General features: G+C 62.2%; 14 protein-coding genes. 1 reads left to right on the top strand and 13 read right to left on the bottom strand.

Going from position 1 to position 16,217, the window contains the following annotated elements:
* Positions 1-71: 71 nt before the first annotated feature.
* From ACM6JM_RS17155 to ACM6JM_RS17095, 13 genes are all read right to left on the bottom strand, one after another.
* A complete protein-coding gene (locus ACM6JM_RS17155; RefSeq protein WP_039769617.1) occupies positions 72-1,349 on the bottom strand; it encodes a flavohemoglobin expression-modulating QEGLA motif protein in 1,278 nt (425 codons plus the stop codon).
* Positions 1,350-1,382: 33 nt separating this feature from the next.
* Entirely contained in the window at positions 1,383-1,937 is a 555-nt protein-coding gene (locus tag ACM6JM_RS17150) for a hypothetical protein (RefSeq protein ID WP_039769616.1), read from the bottom strand.
* Between the two features lie 72 nt (positions 1,938-2,009).
* Positions 2,010-2,714, bottom strand: coding sequence for a TetR/AcrR family transcriptional regulator (locus ACM6JM_RS17145; protein ID WP_011332647.1), 705 nt, complete (start codon positions 2,712-2,714; stop codon positions 2,010-2,012).
* A gap of 118 nt (positions 2,715-2,832) precedes the next feature.
* Positions 2,833-4,335 carry a lysine--tRNA ligase gene (gene lysS / locus ACM6JM_RS17140; protein ID WP_039769614.1) on the bottom strand — a complete coding sequence of 501 codons (1,503 nt, stop codon included), beginning with the start codon at positions 4,333-4,335 and terminating at the stop codon, positions 2,833-2,835.
* Between the two features lie 69 nt (positions 4,336-4,404).
* Positions 4,405-5,500 (bottom strand): peptide chain release factor 2 gene (gene prfB, locus ACM6JM_RS17135; RefSeq protein ID WP_102621447.1). Its coding sequence is split into 2 segments (ribosomal slippage): positions 4,405-5,427 and positions 5,429-5,500, totalling 1,095 coding nucleotides; the frame shifts between segments, so codons are not numbered across the junction.
* A gap of 106 nt (positions 5,501-5,606) precedes the next feature.
* Positions 5,607-6,608, bottom strand: a complete 1,002-nt coding sequence (locus tag ACM6JM_RS17130) for a response regulator (RefSeq protein WP_039769610.1) — start codon at positions 6,606-6,608, stop codon at positions 5,607-5,609.
* Positions 6,609-6,656: 48 nt separating this feature from the next.
* The gene (locus ACM6JM_RS17125) at positions 6,657-7,667 is read right to left on the bottom strand and encodes a chemotaxis response regulator protein-glutamate methylesterase (protein ID WP_103386450.1); all 1,011 of its coding nucleotides are present in this window, start codon (positions 7,665-7,667) and stop codon (positions 6,657-6,659) included.
* Complete coding sequence (locus tag ACM6JM_RS17120) at positions 7,664-9,958, bottom strand: hybrid sensor histidine kinase/response regulator (protein ID WP_414882244.1); 2,295 nt, start codon at positions 9,956-9,958, stop codon at positions 7,664-7,666. Before ACM6JM_RS17120 ends, ACM6JM_RS17125 begins: the two co-directional genes overlap by 4 nt.
* Entirely contained in the window at positions 9,955-10,638 is a 684-nt protein-coding gene (locus ACM6JM_RS17115; RefSeq protein WP_007954679.1) for a chemotaxis protein CheW, read from the bottom strand. The genes ACM6JM_RS17120 and ACM6JM_RS17115 overlap by 4 nt, the downstream gene beginning before the upstream one ends.
* Entirely contained in the window at positions 10,635-11,912 is a 1,278-nt protein-coding gene (locus ACM6JM_RS17110) for a CheR family methyltransferase (protein ID WP_414882243.1), read from the bottom strand. The genes ACM6JM_RS17115 and ACM6JM_RS17110 overlap by 4 nt, the downstream gene beginning before the upstream one ends.
* On the bottom strand, positions 11,909-12,445 hold the full coding sequence (locus ACM6JM_RS17105) for a chemotaxis protein CheW (RefSeq protein ID WP_074691249.1): 537 nt from the start codon (positions 12,443-12,445) through the stop codon (positions 11,909-11,911). The genes ACM6JM_RS17110 and ACM6JM_RS17105 overlap by 4 nt, the downstream gene beginning before the upstream one ends.
* Entirely contained in the window at positions 12,445-14,067 is a 1,623-nt protein-coding gene (locus tag ACM6JM_RS17100) for a methyl-accepting chemotaxis protein (RefSeq protein ID WP_039769604.1), read from the bottom strand. Before ACM6JM_RS17100 ends, ACM6JM_RS17105 begins: the two co-directional genes overlap by 1 nt.
* Before the next feature lie 259 nt (positions 14,068-14,326).
* Complete coding sequence (locus tag ACM6JM_RS17095) at positions 14,327-15,049, bottom strand: tellurite resistance TerB family protein (RefSeq protein WP_039769602.1); 723 nt, start codon at positions 15,047-15,049, stop codon at positions 14,327-14,329.
* Positions 15,050-15,225: 176 nt separating this feature from the next.
* Between ACM6JM_RS17095 and ACM6JM_RS17090 the strand changes: the two genes are divergently transcribed.
* A complete protein-coding gene (locus tag ACM6JM_RS17090; RefSeq protein ID WP_007954670.1) occupies positions 15,226-16,140 on the top strand; it encodes a LysR family transcriptional regulator in 915 nt (304 codons plus the stop codon).
* Positions 16,141-16,217 lie beyond the last annotated feature (77 nt).

Here is a 16,217-nt window from a genome sequence, read left to right as displayed (position 1 = left end):
CAGTGGACGCGGAGCGTCCATGGCGGCATTCCCACGCAGAGCGTGGGAACGATCAACGGTGATCGGTGTGGTTACAGGATGTTGGAGTAATCCGCCTCGATCCGGTCCAGGCTCAAGTGATTGAGGAAGTTGGAGAAGCACATCCACGCCGACAACGCGTTCATGTCGCGGAACTGGTCCGGCAGGTACTTCGGCGGCACCACCAATCCTTCGTCCACCAGCTGACGCAGGGTTCGCATGTCTTCCAACGTGGTCTTGCCACAGAACAACAGCGGGATCTGCTCGAGCTTGCCCTTACGCACGGCCAACTGAATGTAGTTGTAAACCATGATGAAGCCCTTGAGGTAGGACAAGTCTTTGGTAAATGGCAGACCGGTCGGCGTCGATCCACGGAAAACCCGACTGGCGTTGCCATAGCTTTCCGCCATCTCGAAGCCCTGCTCGCGGAAGAACTCGAAAATCTGCAGGAAGTCCGCGCCCTCCTCGACCATGTGAATAGCGCGGGTGCGGTTGGTCAGTTTGCGCAGGCGGCTTGGGTAGGAAGCGAACGCGATGATTTCCATCAGGATCGCCAGGCCTTCCTGAGTCACGGTCGACGAGGGCGGGCCCTTGGACAGGAAGGTGCAGATCGGCTGGTTCAGACCGTTGAGCGTGGTGCCGACGTGCACCAGGCCTTCGTGAACTTCCAGCGCGCGCACGTCGCGGTCGTTGAACATCGCGTCGGTGCGGATCTTGATGTAGTCGGCGCCCGCCGCCGCGTCGGCGACGATACCGTCGGACTCGAACACGCGGATGGTTTCCTCGGCCTCGCCGAACACCTTGTTCAGGCGAGTTTGCAGCAGGTGCACGGCGTCTTTGGCGGTGAGGATCTTCGGTTCGTCCTTCAGGTCGCCACGGCCGTCGATGTTGTTCAGATAGTCCGACATCATCAGGCCAAGGTCGGCCAGGGTCGGGTCACCGGCGTGGAACGCATCGGACGCGGCGCCGTACAGTTCCTGGGAAATCAGGCCGAAATCCTCGGTGCCGCGCGCTTCGAGCATGCGCACCACCATCCGGTATTCCTTGCACATGCGACGCATGATCTGGCCGACCGGGTTGAACTGGCCGAGCTGACGGGTGATGTCGCGCTCGATGTTCTGGAATTCCAGTTTGACCTTGCTCGAATCGAAGGACAGCGGCCGGTTGAGGTAGTAGTCGCGATCCACCGCAGGCAATTCCTTGCCCTTGGCCTTGAGAAAACCCTTGCGGATGTTCTCGTCCCACTTGACCGCGTCGAGCACGCGGATCGGCGTCTGCGCCAGCACTATGCGATCGGACAGAATGCGTATCGTCTGCTGGTAATCGTCCACCCGAAACTCCTGTAGAAAACGTGACGAACTGAATTATTTGGCCTTGGCCTGATGCTGATAGCGCGCCGCTTCGACGAAGACGTCGGAATTGGCCGGGTCGTCGAGGTAAGCAAAGACCTTTTCAAGCGGGCTGTCGACCTGCACGCCCTCGCCGTCATCGGTCTGGAAGCCCTGGCCGTCGAGGGCTTTCTGGGCGATGGCCTGGTTGATCTGTTCGAGGTCGAGGTTGTAGATCACCAGCTCGCGCTTGTCGGTGATCTCGAAGCCGGCGATGGTGAAGTGCCCGCCGTATTGCGCCGGCACCTTCGCCGACAGGTACCAGCGGTTGCCGTGGCGCGACACCGTGAACGGATAGGCTTCACGCTCCCGGGGTTTGGCTTTGAAATACGCAACCGCCTGATAGCGGTCGTTGCCCAGGCGCGTCAGCTCCAGATTCATCGGCTCGCCCCAGGCATTGGTGCTCGACCATTTGCCGAGCAGGCCCTTGGGCGCCGGTTCACTGGCAGGCAGCGGCTCCTTGAAGGTCACCAGACATCCGCTGAGCAGCAGGAACGACAAGGCGATCATCACGCCACGCCAGGCTTTCATTCGACACTCCCTTGAACACCCGTTTCTTCTGATCGTTCCGACGCTCCGCGTGGGAACGATCAGGGTCGAGAATTACACCGACGCGAGTACCAGGTGCATATAGCGCGTCAGAATGCCGAGCATGTCCTCTTCGGCCAAAGGCTCGGCGTCGTTGAGCAGGCCCTGATATTCCATCCGTCCGATAATCGCCGTCAACACCTTGGCATCCTGCTGCGGCTCGCGCGAGCCCAATACCTGGAACAACTGGCAGGTGCCCTGCAACAGAATCTGCTGATGGGAACGCACCAGTTCCGCCAGACGCGGGTTGAGCAGCGCTTCCTGGCGGAATGCCTGTTCAGCCATCAAATGCTCGCGACGGTTGACCAGTTGCCGATGCACGTAATCAGCCATCAAACGCGCGATATCGTCGGCCAGTTGCGAACGGGACTCCGGGCTGCCGTCACCGCTGACCACCATTTCGCGCAGCAGGCCTTCGTTGTTGATCCACAGCTTGGCCATATAGGCCGCGCTGCGTTCGACGTACTGGGCGAAGGTATCGGTGAGCAGGTCATCGATGTCCTTGAAGTAATACGTGGTGGCCGACAGCGGCACACCGGCCTCGGCGGCCACCGCCCGATGACGCACGGCCCGCACACCGTCGCGCACGACAATGCGCATCGCCGCATCGAGAATGTCCTGTCGACGCTGTTCACTGCCCTGCCGGCTGGCCTTGCGGCCCTGGTACTGAACACTTTCAGCGACCGCAGTGGCGATTCCCGCTGCACCCTCTTGAGCCATTGCACCGATCACGACAGGCATACCTCTGTTGTTTTCTTCAAAATTAACCATTTGATACGTTTGTACCAGACAGGCAATAAAAAGCCGCCCATTTCAGGCGGCTTTTTTATTGAAACACTTACGCTTGCGGCCGCATGTGCGGGAACAGGATCACGTCACGGATCGACGGGGAGTTGGTCAGCAGCATCACCAGACGGTCGATGCCGATACCTTCACCGGCCGTCGGCGGCATGCCGTACTCCAGCGCACGAACGAAGTCGGCGTCGTAGTGCATGGCTTCGTCGTCGCCGGCGTCCTTGTCGGCCACCTGCGCCATGAAGCGCTCGGCCTGGTCTTCCGCGTCGTTCAGCTCGGAGTAGGCGTTGGCGATTTCACGGCCGCCGATGAACAGCTCGAAGCGGTCGGTGACGTTCGGGTTGTCGTCGTTGCGACGAGCCAGCGGCGACACTTCGAACGGGTACTGGGTGATGAAGTGCGGCTGTTCCAGCTTGTGCTCGACCAGCTCTTCGAAAATCATCACCTGCAGCTTGCCCAGACCTTCGAAGCCCAGCACCTTGGCGCCGGCCTTCTTGGCGATGGCGCGAGCCTTGTCGATGTCGTTCAGGTCATCGGCGGTCAGCTCAGGGTTGTACTTGAGGATCGAGTCGAACACCGACAGGCGCACGAACGGCTCGCCGAAGTGGAACACCTTGTCGCCGTACGGCACGTCGGTGCTGCCCAGAACCAGCTGCGCCAGTTCGCGGAACAGTTCTTCGGTCAGGTCCATGTTGTCTTCGTAGTCGGCGTAAGCCTGGTAGAACTCCAACATGGTGAATTCTGGGTTATGACGAGTCGAAACGCCTTCGTTACGGAAGTTGCGGTTGATCTCGAACACTTTTTCGAAGCCGCCAACCACCAGGCGCTTGAGGTACAGCTCCGGCGCGATACGCAGGAACATTTCCATGTCCAGCGCGTTGTGATGGGTTTCGAACGGCTTGGCCGCGGCACCGCCAGGAATGGTCTGCAGCATCGGCGTTTCGACTTCGAGGAAGTCGCGCTTCATCAGGAAGCTGCGGATGTGCGCGATCACTTGCGAGCGAACGCGGAAGGTCTGGCGCACGTCTTCGTTGACGATCAGGTCAACGTAGCGCTGACGGTAGCGCTGTTCGGTGTCGGTCAGGCCGTGGTGCTTGTCCGGCAGCGGGCGCAGGGATTTGGTCAGCAGGCGCACGCTGGTCATTTCGACGTACAGGTCGCCCTTGCCGGAACGGGCCAGGGTGCCTTCGGCGGCGATGATGTCGCCCATGTCCCAGGTTTTCACCGCGGCCAGGGTTTCTTCGGACAGGGTCTTGCGGTTGACGTAGACCTGGATGCGACCGGTCATGTCCTGGATCACCATGAACGAGCCACGGTTGAGCATGATGCGACCTGCAACCTTGACCGGGATCGCAGCCTCTGCCAGCTCTTCCTTGGTCTTGTCCGCGTACTGTTTCTGCAACGCATCGCAGTAGTTGTCGCGGCGGAAGTCGTTCGGGAAGGCGTTGCCCTTGGCGCGCTCGGCAGCAAGCTTTTCCTTGCGCAGAGCGATCAGGGAGTTTTCTTCCTGTTGCAGGGCTTGCGGATCGAGTTGTAGGTCGCTCATGTCTTTAAATTTTCCATCACAGGTTCGTTGCCCCCGCCGGCGACGGGGGACTTGAGGTCGGTTGAAAGCTTACAGCCCCGATTTCAGGCTGGCTTCCAGGTATTCGTCGATGTCGCCGTCGAGTACCTTGTCGCAGTCACTGCGTTCGATGTTGGTGCGCAGATCCTTGATCCGCGACGCATCGAGCACGTACGAACGGATCTGGTGCCCCCAGCCGATATCCGACTTGGTGTCTTCCAGCGCCTGGGACGCCGCGTTGCGCTTCTGCATTTCCTGCTCGTACAACTTGGCCCGCAGCATTTTCATGGCGGTGTCCTTGTTGGCGTGCTGGGAACGTTCGTTCTGGCAGCTCACCACGGTGTTGGTCGGTACGTGGGTGATACGTACGGCCGAGTCGGTGGTGTTTACGTGCTGACCACCGGCACCGGAGGAACGATAGGTGTCGATCCGCAGGTCTGCCGGGTTGATTTCGATTTCCACCTTGTCATCGATCTCTGGCGAGACGAAAACCGCGGAGAACGAGGTGTGGCGACGGTTGCCGGAGTCGAACGGGCTCTTGCGCACCAGACGGTGCACGCCGATCTCGGTACGCAGCCAGCCAAAGGCGTATTCGCCCTTGATGTGCACGGTCGCACCCTTGATCCCGGCGACTTCACCGGCCGACAGCTCCATGATGGTCGCGTCGAAACCGCGTTTGTCGGCCCAGCGCAGGTACATGCGCAGCAGGATGTTGGCCCAGTCCTGGGCTTCGGTGCCGCCGGAACCGGCCTGGATGTCCAGGTAGGCGTTGTTCGGGTCCATCTCGTGGCTGAACATACGGCGGAATTCGAGCTTGGACAGGGACTCTTCGAGACCTTGAAGGACTTCGACGACGTCGTTGACCGCGCCCTCGTCGTTCTCTTCAACGGCCATGTCCAGCAGCTCGCGGCAATCGGCCAGGCCACCGTTCAGTTCGTCGAGGGTATCGACGATCTGCGCCAGCGCAGCGCGCTCGCGGCCCAGTTCCTGGGCGTATTCAGGTTTGTTCCAGACGGCAGGATCTTCAAGCTCGCGATTGACTTCGATCAGACGCTCATGCTTTTGATCGTAGTCAAAGATACCCCCGAATAGTTTCGGAGCGCTCGGACAGGTCCTTGATGGTGTTCAGGATCGGGTTGATTTCCATGACGGGCAGCACTCGTTGGCGAACTTTTGAAAGCCGGCGAGTATAACGTAATCAAGCTGTCACGGCAGCCCGTCTGGCGGCTCTTGAGGCGAATGAACCCAATGGTTCATTCGATCCCCACCTGATTGCGCCCGTTGTTCTTGGCCAGGTACAGGCCACGGTCCGCCGCCGAGATCAGCAACCGGCAGTCGCTGCCCGACTCCGGCACCATGGTCGCCAGGCCGATGCTGATGGTCAGGCTCGAGCCTTCGGCCGGGGCATTGTGCGGAATCTTCAGCGCCGCGACCGTCTGGCGCAGCTTTTCCGCCACCAGTCGGGCCCCGCCCGGCGAGGTGTTGGGCAGCACCAGCGCAAATTCTTCGCCGCCATAACGCGCCGGCAGATCGGACGGCCGGGCACTGGCCTCGCGGATGGCCGTGGCGACCTTGCGCAAGGCCTCGTCGCCTTCGACGTGGCCGAAGGTGTCGTTGTAGGACTTGAAGTAATCGACGTCGATCATCAGCAACGACAACTGGCTCTGGTCGCGCAACGAGCGGCGCCATTCCAGTTCCAGGTATTCGTCGAAGTGCCGGCGGTTGGACAGCCCGGTCAGGCCGTCGGAGTTCATCAGTCGCTGCAGGACGAGGTTGGTGTCGAGCAATTGCTGCTGGCTGACCCGCAACGCGCGGTAGGCCGCGTCCCGTTGCAGCAATGTCATGTAGGAGCGCGAGTGATAGCGGATCCGCGCCACCAGTTCGATGTTGTCCGGCAGTTTCACCAGGTAATCGTTGGCCCCGGCGGAGAACGCCGCGCTCTTGATCAGCGGGTCTTCCTTGGTCGACAGGACGATGATCGGAATGTCCTTGGTCGCCGGGTGATTGCGGTATTCGCGCACCAGGCTCAGACCGTCGAGTCCCGGCATCACCAGATCCTGCAGGATCACGGTCGGTTTGATCCGCACCGCATGGGCCACGGCCTGATGCGGGTCGGAGCAGAAGTGGAAGTCGATGTTCTCTTCATTCGACAGCCCACGGCGCACGGCCTCGCCGATCATCGCCTGATCGTCCACCAACAACACCATGGCGGCGTTCTCGTCGGTTTTGATGTCATCGATCTGTAAGTCATTCATGGGCGGTCACCTGAGTGCTGCGGGGGCCAGGATTGCCGATGGACGTATTCATTTTGGGAAAATCTCCAGCAACCGTGGCGCTATCTTTTCCAGTGGACGGATTTCTACGGCCGCATCGATGGCCGCTGCGGCCTTGGGCATGCCGTATACCGCACTGCTTTGCTGATCCTGCGCGATGGTCAGGTAACCCTGTTGGCGCATGAGCTTAAGCCCTTGCGCCCCGTCGCGTCCCATCCCTGTCAATAAAACCCCTACTGCGTCACCGTTCCAGTAATTGGCGACGCTTTCGAAAAACACGTCGATCGAGGGGCGGTAGATCTCGTTGACCGGCTCGGCGGTGTAGGCCAGCGTGCCGTTCTTGAGCAAACGAATATGGTGGTTGGTGCCGGCCAGCAGCACTGCGCCGGCCTGCGGCGGTTCGCCTTCGCGAGCCAGGCGCACGTCCAGGCCGCTGGCGCTGGCCAGCCATTCGGCCATGCCGGCGGCAAACACCTGGTCGACATGCTGCACCAGCACGATGGCCGCCGAAAAGTGGCGCGGCAGGCCTTTGAGCAAGATTTCCAGCGCCGCCGGGCCACCGGCCGAAGAGCCGATCGCCACCAGTCGCTGGCGCGAGGCGGTACTGCGCGGTGCCGCAGGTGCGGGGCGCGAGCGGGCGGTTTTTTCGCCGATCAGCCAGCCGATGTTGAGGATTTTACGCAGCAGCGGCGCCGCCGCTTCCTGAGGATTGCCACCGCCGATGGCCGGGGTATCGACCACGTCCAGCGCGCCGTGGCCCATGGCTTCGAACACCCGGTGCACGTTCTGCTGGCGGTCCACGGTAACGATGACGATCGCGCACGGGCTCTCGGCCATGATCCGGCGGGTGGCCTCGACGCCATCCATCACCGGCATGATCAGGTCCATCAGGATCAGGTCCGGGGTGTTCTCCGCGCACAGCCGTACCGCTTCGGCGCCGTTGTTGGCGACCCACAGCACCTGATGCGCCGGCTCGAAGGCCAGCGCGCGGCGCAGGGCCTCCACTGCCAAAGGCATGTCGTTGACGATTGCGATCTTCATGCCCGCGCTCCTCCGATGAGCTCAACCACTGCGTCGAGCAGGGCGTCGTCATGAAAACTGGCCTTGGCCAGATAATAGTCGGCCCCGGCGTCCAGTCCACGGCGGCGATCTTCCTCGCGATCCTTGTAGGACACCACCATCACCGGCAGCGATTGCAGACGGTTGTCGCGGCGCAGCAGCGAAACCAGCTCGATGCCGTCCATGCGCGGCATGTCGATGTCGGTGATCAGCAGATCGAAATCCTCGGAGCGCAGGGCGTTCCAGCCGTCCATGCCATCCACCGCAACGGCCACGTCGTAGCCGCGATTGAGCAGCAGCTTGCGTTGCAGCTCGCGCACTGTCAGCGAGTCGTCGACCACCAGAATCCGTTTGCGCGCGGCTTCTGCGGCCTGATTACCGTGACGGGCAATGCGCTCCAGACGCCCGGTATTGAGCAGTTTGTCCACCGAACGCAGCATGTCTTCGACATCGACGATCAGCACCACCGAGCCATCGTCGAGCAAGGCCCCGGCGGAAATGTCCTGCACCTTGCCCAGCCGCTCGTCCAGCGGCAGCACCACCAGCGTCCGCTCACCGATGAAGCGTTCGACCGCCACGCCGTAGATCGCATCGCGCTCGCGGATGACCACGACTTTCAGGGTGTCGCCGCTGTTCTGACTGACCGGACGTTGCAATAACTGACTGGCCGCGACGAGCCCGACATGTCGGCCCTCGTGCCAGAAATGCTGGCGCCCTTCGACCTGCACGATGTCCTCCGGCGCCAGGTCGCACATGCGCTCGATGTGCGCCAGCGGGAAGGCGTAGGCCTCGTCACCGACTTCCACCACCAGGCTGCGCACCACCGACAGGGTCAGCGGCACCTCCAGATGGAAACGGCTGCCCTCGCCCGCCGTCTGTTCCAGCACCACCGCGCCGCGCAGCTGGCGAACCATGTGCTGCACGGCATCGAGGCCGACGCCACGACCGGAGACCTCGGTGACCTTGTCGCGCAGGCTGAAACCCGGCAGAAACAGGAAGGTCAGCAGTTCTTCTTCACTCAACTGGGCGGCGGTTTCCGCGGGCGACAACTGGCGTTCGACGATGCTGCGCCGGACCTTTTCCAGATCCACGCCGTTGCCGTCATCGCTCAGTTCCAGTACCAGCAAACCGGCCTGATGCGAGGCGCGCAGACGGATCAGGCCTTCCTCGGACTTGCCCTTGAGCAGGCGTTCCTGTGGGGTTTCAATGCCGTGATCGACCGCATTGCGCAGCAGGTGCGTCAGCGGCGCTTCAAGTTTTTCCAGCACATCGCGGTCGACCTGGGTCTTCTCGCCCTCGATCTCCAGCCGCACCTGTTTGCCGAGGCTGCGACCGAGGTCGCGCACCATCCGCACCTGCCCGGACAGCACATCGGCGAACGGCCGCATGCGGCAGGCCAGTGCGGTGTCGTAAAGCACTTGCGCGCGCTGGCTGGCCTGCCAGGCAAACTCGTCGAGTTCGGCGTTTTTTTCTGCCAGCAGTTGCTGGGATTCGGCGAGCAAACGCCGCGCATCCTCCAGCGCTTCCTGAGCTTCAAGGCTCAGGGCATGTTCCTTGAGGTGCACATTGAGACTCTCCAGTGCCCGCAGACCATTGCTCTGCATGCGCTTGAGGCGCTGCATCGTGGCCAGGTGCGGCTTGAGGCGCTGGGTTTCCACCAGGGATTTGCTCGACAGGTCGAGCAGGCTGTTCAGACGTTCGGCGGTGACCCGCAGCACCCGCTCGCCACCTTCGGTGGCGCGTTTGCTCTTGCGCGGCGCGGGTTCCGGTTCGGCAACCTCGACCGGGATTTCAACCGGCGCAGGCTCCGCCACCGACGGTGGCTGAAGCTGCAACTCGGCCATCAGCGGCGCACTCGCAGCGGCGGGCACTAGTGGCGGCGCCGTCGGATCGAGCAATCCGCCCATCAACGCCACGTAAGCCTCGATGTCCGCCGGTTGCGGGCCGTTGGCCGGGGTGGTGATGCGCATCAGCAAGTCGGTGCCCTGCAACAACGCATCGATATGTTCCGGGCGCAGGAACAACCGGCCTTCCTGCGCACTGACCAGACAATCTTCCATCACGTGGGCGACGCTGACGCCGCTGTCGATACCAACGATCCGCGCCGCGCCTTTCAAAGAGTGCGCCGCACGCATGCACGACTCGAGCTGATCGGCCTGAGTCGGGTTGCGCTCCAGCGCCAGCAATCCGGCGCTGAGCACCTGGGTCTGAGCTTCGGCTTCGAGGCTGAACAGCTCGAGCAAGGAGGCGTCGCGCATTTGCTCGGGGGTCATGTGAGGCTCCGGGACACGGCGGACAGCAACTGTTCTTCATCCAGCCAACGCAGGCTGCGACCTTTGAAAGGCAACACGCCTCGGGTGTATTTGGCGCTGGCCTGTGCGCCGGACCGCGACGCGGCATCGAGGATTCGCTCGTCGATGGCGTGAATCCCGTCGACCTCGTCCACCGGCACCACCACTGGCCCGCCCTGGGCCGAGATGATCAGCATGCGCGGCATGATCCGCGCGCCGGTCGCCGGGGCCGCGTTACTGTCGAGGTCGAGCAGTTCGACCAGCGACAGGCACGCCACCAACGCCCCACGCACGTTCGCCACGCCTAGCAAGGCCCGGGAGCGCTGGTGCGGCAGCGAATGAATCGCCTGCAACGGCGCGACCTCCACCAGGCTGCGGGTGGCCAGGCCGAGCCATTCTTCGCCGAGGCGGAACATCAGCAACGACCGGGTTTTCAGCTCGGTTTCGACCTGGGTCGCCACCGGATCGCGCTCGTCCTGCTGCAACGCATAGCGGTCGAGCAGGCGCGTGGCCGCGGCGGAATACACCGAGCAATTGCGGCAATGGATGTGCTCGTCCAGCAGCGGACAGGACTTGTCGCCGTGGATGCCGATGCGGTTCCAGCAATCGTCGATGGCCCGGGCGTCTTCGTGGGTGACGTTCAAGGTGTCGGACGGGATCATCGTTTACGCTCACTGTCGGCGGTGCGGTCGCTGCGGGCGGCGCGCTCCTGCAATCGTCTGGCGCCGGCCGTGTCGCCCTGGGCCTGCAGCAGCGCAGCCAGGTGCATCAAGGCTTCGGGGTGTTGCGGTTCGAGGTACAGCGCCTTGCGGTAAAAGCCCTGGGCTTCGAGGGCGCTGCCGGCAACATCGCTGAGCAGGCCGAGCCAGTAAAACACCTGGGCCACCGGCTCATGGCTGCGCAAATACTGTTCGCACGCGGACCGGGCTTCGGCGCTTTTGCCTTCGTTGGCCAGGGCGGCGATGTTGGCCAGCAAGGTCGCCGCTTCGGGGTTGGTGCTCTTAGCCGTCGCCGGCAAAGGCGTCACGCCAGCAAACGGACGGTTGCGCACCGGCGGCGGTGGCGTGCTGCGCAGCGGTTGGCGCACAGGCAACGGCACCGGAATCGCGGTCGGCATCGGTAACGGTTCGGGTTGTGGATCGCTGTGACGGCTGAAGGCGAAAGACTGTGGAATCCCGATCGAACGCATGCCGAGCCGCCCAAGCAGACTGCCCTCGGCCGGGCCGATAAACAGCACGCCATCGACATGGGTCAGGCGCTTGAGCACGGCGAACACCTGCTGCTGGGTCGGCTGATCGAAATAGATCAGCAGGTTGCGGCAGAACACGAAATCGAACGGCGGCTCGTTGACCAGCAATGCCGGATCGAGCACGTTGCCGACCTGCAGGCGCACCTGCTCGCGGACGATTTCATTCACCCGATAGCCTTCGTTCTCGGCGAAAAAATGCCGCTCGCGAAAGTCCTGTTCCTGGCCGCGAAATGAGTTCTTGCCGTATAGCGCGCGCCGCGCCTTGTCCACTGACAAGGGGCTGACGTCCATGCCATCCACCTTGAATTGATGGGGCTTGAGGCCCGCATCGAGCAAGGCCATGGCAATCGAATAGGGTTCTTCGCCAGTGGAACACGGCAGGCTGAGGATGCGCAGCGCGCGCATGTTATTCAATTCGCCCAGGCGTTTGCGCGCCAGTTTGCCCAGCGTGGCGAAGGATTCCGGGTAACGGAAAAACCAGGTTTCGGGGACGATCACCGCTTCGATCAGCGCCTGCTGTTCATCCCGCGAGCCTTGCAGCATCTGCCAGTACTCATCGGCATTCACCGTTTGCGACAGGGTGATGCGCTGGCGCACGGCCCGTTCGATGATCGCCGGCCCGACCGAAGCGACGTCGAGGCCGATGCGTTCCTTGAGAAAATCGAAGAAGCGCTGGTCGCTGCTCATGGCTGCTCCTCAAGCCGCGCCGGATCCAGCGGCGGTGTCGGGAACAGCAACGTGCGCACCGACTCGTCCAGCAAGTCGTTGACCCGCACCCACTGCACCAGCCCCTGCGCATCCTCACGCACCGGGCCCAGGTACGGCGCCTGACGATTGTCGAGGCCGTACGGCTGGAAATCAGCCGGGTTGCAGCGCAGGGTATCGGTGGCCTGTTCGAGGATCAGGCCCAGCCATTGCGAGGGTTGCGAGTCATCCACGCGATAATGCACCAGCACCAGTCGCGTGCTGGTACGCGCTTGCGCAGGATGGCCGAAGGTCAGGGCACTGAGGTCGATCACCGGCACCACTGTGCCACGGTAGGCGAACACCCCCGCCACCCAGTGCGGCGCCCGGGCAATCGGTTTCAACGGCAGGCGCGGCAGCACTTCGGCCACTTCCGTGGCGCGCAAGGCGTAGCGTTCGCTGCCGATGCGAAACAGCAGGAACAACGCCTGCTTCGCCACCGGTGCAGCGCTGCGTTTGGCGGTGATTTCGCTCATCAGACTTTGAATCGCGAAACGCCGCTGCGCAGGCCCACGGCCACCTGGCTCAGTTCGTCGATGGCGAAACTGGCCTGACGCAACGACTCGACCGTCTGGCTGCTGGCATCACCCAGCTGCACCAGCGCGTGGTTGATCTGCTCGGCACCGGTGGCCTGGGCCTGCATGCCTTCGTTGACCATCAACACCCGCGGCGCCAGCGCCTGCACCTGATGGATGATCTGCGACAGCTGCTCGCCGACTTGCTGCACCTCAGCCATGCCGCGCCGCACTTCCTCGGAGAACTTGTCCATGCCCATCACCCCGGCGGACACCGCCGACTGGATCTCGCGGACCATCTGTTCGATGTCGTAAGTCGCGACAGCGGTCTGATCCGCCAGACGCCGCACTTCAGTGGCGACCACGGCGAAACCGCGACCGTATTCGCCGGCCTTCTCCGCTTCGATCGCGGCGTTCAGGGACAGCAGGTTGGTCTGGTCGGCGACCTTGACGATGGTCACCACCACCTGATTGATGTTGCCGGCCTTCTCGTTGAGGATCGCCAGTTTGGCGTTCACCAGATCCGCTGCGCCCATCACCGAGTGCATGGTGTCTTCCATCCGCGCCAAACCTTGCTGCCCGGAACCGGCCAGCACCGAGGCCTGATCGGCGGCGGTGGAGACTTCGGTCATGGTGCGCACCAGGTCGCGGGAGGTCGCAGCGATCTCGCGGGACGTCGCGCCGATTTCAGTCGTGGTCGCAGCGGTTTCGGTGGCGGTGGCCTGTTGTTGCTTGGACGTAGCGGCGATCTCGGTCACCGAGGTGGTGACCTGCACCGACGAGCGCTGGGCCTGGGACACCAGCGAGGTGAGCTCGGTCATCATGTCGTTGAAGCCGGTTTCCACGGCGCCGAACTCGTCCTTGCGGTCGAGGTTCAAGCGGCTGCTCAGATCGCCGGTGCGCATGATGTCGAGGATCTGCACGATGCGGTTCATCGGCGCCATGATCGCGCGCATCAGCAGCAGACCGCAGAAACCGGCCGCCAGCACGGCCACCAGCAGCGAGACAAACATGCTGACCTTGGCCGCCGCCACGGCCTCATCAATGTTGGCCATGGCCTTGTCGGCGACTTTCTTGTTCTCGCCAATGATGTCGTTGAGCTTCATCCGGCCCGAGTACCAGGTCGGAGTCAATTGCTCATGGAACAGCTTGACGGCGTCGGCTTCCAGATTGCGCTTGTGCAGATCGAGCACCGCATCCTGAATTTTCAGGTAGGCGTCGTGATATTTCTCGAACGCCGCGAACTCGAGCTTGTCCTCGTCCGTGACTACCGTGCCACGGTAATTGGCCATCTGTTCCTGAAGCCGGGATTCGAAAGCCTTGTAATCGGCCGCGTCTTCGCTGCTGACGCCCTGCCCTTCCTTGAGCCCCAGCAGTTCCTGGGTCTGCAGGTAGCTGTCGACCCACGCGCCACGAATCATCGAGCTGTAATAGACGCCGGGAATCGCGTCGTCACGGACGCTGTTTTCACTGGCCTCGATCTTCAGCAGCCGCGAATACGAGACGACCACCATCAACAGCATGATGGCGATAATCACCGCAAAGCTCGCCAAAATGCGTTGGCGCAACGTCCAGTTCTTCACAGTCAGTCCTCGGGGCGGGTCGAAATGCGGGGGAGTATAGCTGAGGGCGGTGTTTCATTTATAAGACGGTTTGCCGCGCCCAGGCCTTCCGGTCATAAAACACGACGGGCTCTGGACAGGGACTTTCAAGGAATCGGAGGGTGGCGTGCCAGTGACGCAATGGCAAAAAGGGGCGATGGATTGGTCATTTCAGCTGCTGCAACGAAAGAACCCGCCATCCTGTGCGGGATTGCGGGTTCTGATATCGCTGACAACAGTTTTACTGGGTAGCTACACGAACCTGCTTCTCAAGCTCCACCTTCAACCCCGGCTCCAGCTTCAACTGCCGCGCCAGTTCATCCAGATAGCTCTTCTCCATGAAGTTTTCCTCATCCACCATCATCACGCTCGCCACGTACATCTCGGCGGCCATCTCCGGTGTGCTTGCCGCGCGGGCGACATCGGTGGGGTCGAGGGGTTTGTTGAGTTCGGCGTGGAGCCAGTGCTTGAGTTCCTGATCGTTGTCGAGTTTGGTGAATTCACCTTCGATCAGTTGGCGTTCGCGGTCGTCGATGTGGCCGTCGGCCTTGGCGGCGGCGACCAGGGCTTTGAGGATGGCCTGGCTGTGTTGTTCGACTTGTGCCGGTGGCAGGCGATCGAGGGTTTGCGGTTCGCTTTGTGGGGCAGTGCCCTTCTGGGCGTTCCAGTTGCCGTAGGCTTTGTAGGCAATCACGCCCAGTGCGGCGAGGCCGCCGTAGAGGGCGACTTTACCGCCGACCTTGCGGGCCTTTTTACTGCCCAGCAGCAAACCCATGGCGCCGGCCGCCAGGGCACCGCCGCCTGCGCCTGACAGCAAACCGCCGAGTGCGCCATTACTAGAAGATCCGCCCAGCAAGCCGCCCAAACCACCGGTAGCCGGTTTGTTCTGCGCCCCGCCCGCCTTGTTCTGCAGCAGGTCCTGGCCGGACTTGAGGAGTTGATCGAGCAATCCACGGGTGTTCATGTTCCGTCTCCAAACTGGGGTTATCCGGATCAATAAGGCCCTCAGCCTAGTTCGAAAGTGCCCGTGACTTGGGTGCGAGTGTGCTTCCAGATGTTGCCTGGCCCACCGCAGCCCTTCGCGAAAATAGATATACACTCGAGGCAATCTATAAAAACCGCCCACCGGGTAAACCTTCCATGATGACCTTGCGTCAGATCCGCCATTTCATCGCCGTGGCCGAGACCGGCTCGATCTCTGCCGCTGCGCAAACCGCGTTCATTTCCCAATCGACCCTGACCCTGGCCATCCAGCAACTGGAGGAAGAAATCGGCGTCAGCCTGTTCAATCGCCACGCCAAGGGCATGACCCTTACCCATCAGGGGCATCAATTCCTGCGCCAGGCACACCTGATTCTGGCCACCGTGGACAACGCCAAACGCAGCCTGCAACAAAGCACCGATCAGGTCGCCGGGCAGTTGATCGTCGGGGTGACCAGTCTGGTGGCCGGTTATTACCTGGCGGATTTGCTGACCCGTTTCCAGCGCGCCTACCCCAATGTCGAGATCCGGGTGATGGAGGACGAGCGACCGTACATCGAGCATTTGCTGGTCAGTGGCGAGATCGATGTCGGTGTGCTGATCCTCTCCAACCTCGAAGACCGCCACGCCTTGCAGACCGAAGTATTGACCCACTCGCCGCACCGTTTGTGGCTGCCGGCCCAGCATCCGCTGCTGGAACACGACAGCATCAACCTCGCCGACGTCGCCCGGGAGCCGTTGATTCAGCTGAACGTCGACGAGATGGATCGCAACGCCCAACGTCTGTGGCGTGGCGCCGGACTGCAACCAAAAATCACCCTCAGAACCGCGTCCACCGAGGCCGTACGAAGTCTGGTTGCGGCGGGCCTCGGCGTTTCGATCCAGCCCGACATGACCTACCGCCCTTGGTCGCTGGAAGGCGACATCATCGAAGCGCGGCCGATTGCCGATCTCAACCAGACCCTTGACGTCGGTCTGGCCTGGCGTCGTGGCACCGCCCGCCCCGCGCTGGTCGATCCTTTCCTGACCGTGGCCCGCGAGCAGCCCCACGGCGGACGCAAGCCATCTATTTAATCGAATGCCACCTTCAGTATTTAGAATTTGTCGACCCCGGAGCCGCGCACTAGTCTTGCTGCATCGATAAGACGGTC

Origin of the sequence: Pseudomonas sp. IT-P2 (genome assembly GCF_949767575.1) — a bacterium.
Classification (GTDB): Bacteria; Pseudomonadota; Gammaproteobacteria; order Pseudomonadales; family Pseudomonadaceae; genus Aquipseudomonas; species Aquipseudomonas pharyngis.
Note: the sequence above shows the minus strand (reverse complement) of the source record. Positions and strands in the feature narration are given on the sequence as shown.

Bases quoted from the DNA above. Each gene is read 5' to 3' on its own strand.
- ACM6JM_RS17125 (WP_103386450.1), bottom strand. From the start codon at position 7,667: ATGAAGATCGCAATCGTCAACGACATGCCTTTGGCAGTGGAGGCCCTG.
- ACM6JM_RS17145 (WP_011332647.1), bottom strand. From the start codon at position 2,714: ATGGCTCAAGAGGGTGCAGCGGGAATCGCCACTGCGGTCGCTGAAAGT.
- ACM6JM_RS17130 (WP_039769610.1), bottom strand. From the start codon at position 6,608: ATGAATGACTTACAGATCGATGACATCAAAACCGACGAGAACGCCGCC.
- ACM6JM_RS17110 (WP_414882243.1), bottom strand. From the start codon at position 11,912: ATGAGCAGCGACCAGCGCTTCTTCGATTTTCTCAAGGAACGCATCGGC.
- lysS (WP_039769614.1), bottom strand. From the start codon at position 4,335: ATGAGCGACCTACAACTCGATCCGCAAGCCCTGCAACAGGAAGAAAAC.
- ACM6JM_RS17095 (WP_039769602.1), bottom strand. From the start codon at position 15,049: ATGAACACCCGTGGATTGCTCGATCAACTCCTCAAGTCCGGCCAGGAC.
- ACM6JM_RS17120 (WP_414882244.1), bottom strand. From the start codon at position 9,958: ATGACCCCCGAGCAAATGCGCGACGCCTCCTTGCTCGAGCTGTTCAGC.
- ACM6JM_RS17150 (WP_039769616.1), bottom strand. From the start codon at position 1,937: ATGAAAGCCTGGCGTGGCGTGATGATCGCCTTGTCGTTCCTGCTGCTC.
- ACM6JM_RS17115 (WP_007954679.1), bottom strand. From the start codon at position 10,638: ATGATCCCGTCCGACACCTTGAACGTCACCCACGAAGACGCCCGGGCC.
- ACM6JM_RS17090 (WP_007954670.1), top strand. From the start codon at position 15,226: ATGATGACCTTGCGTCAGATCCGCCATTTCATCGCCGTGGCCGAGACC.
- ACM6JM_RS17105 (WP_074691249.1), bottom strand. From the start codon at position 12,445: ATGAGCGAAATCACCGCCAAACGCAGCGCTGCACCGGTGGCGAAGCAG.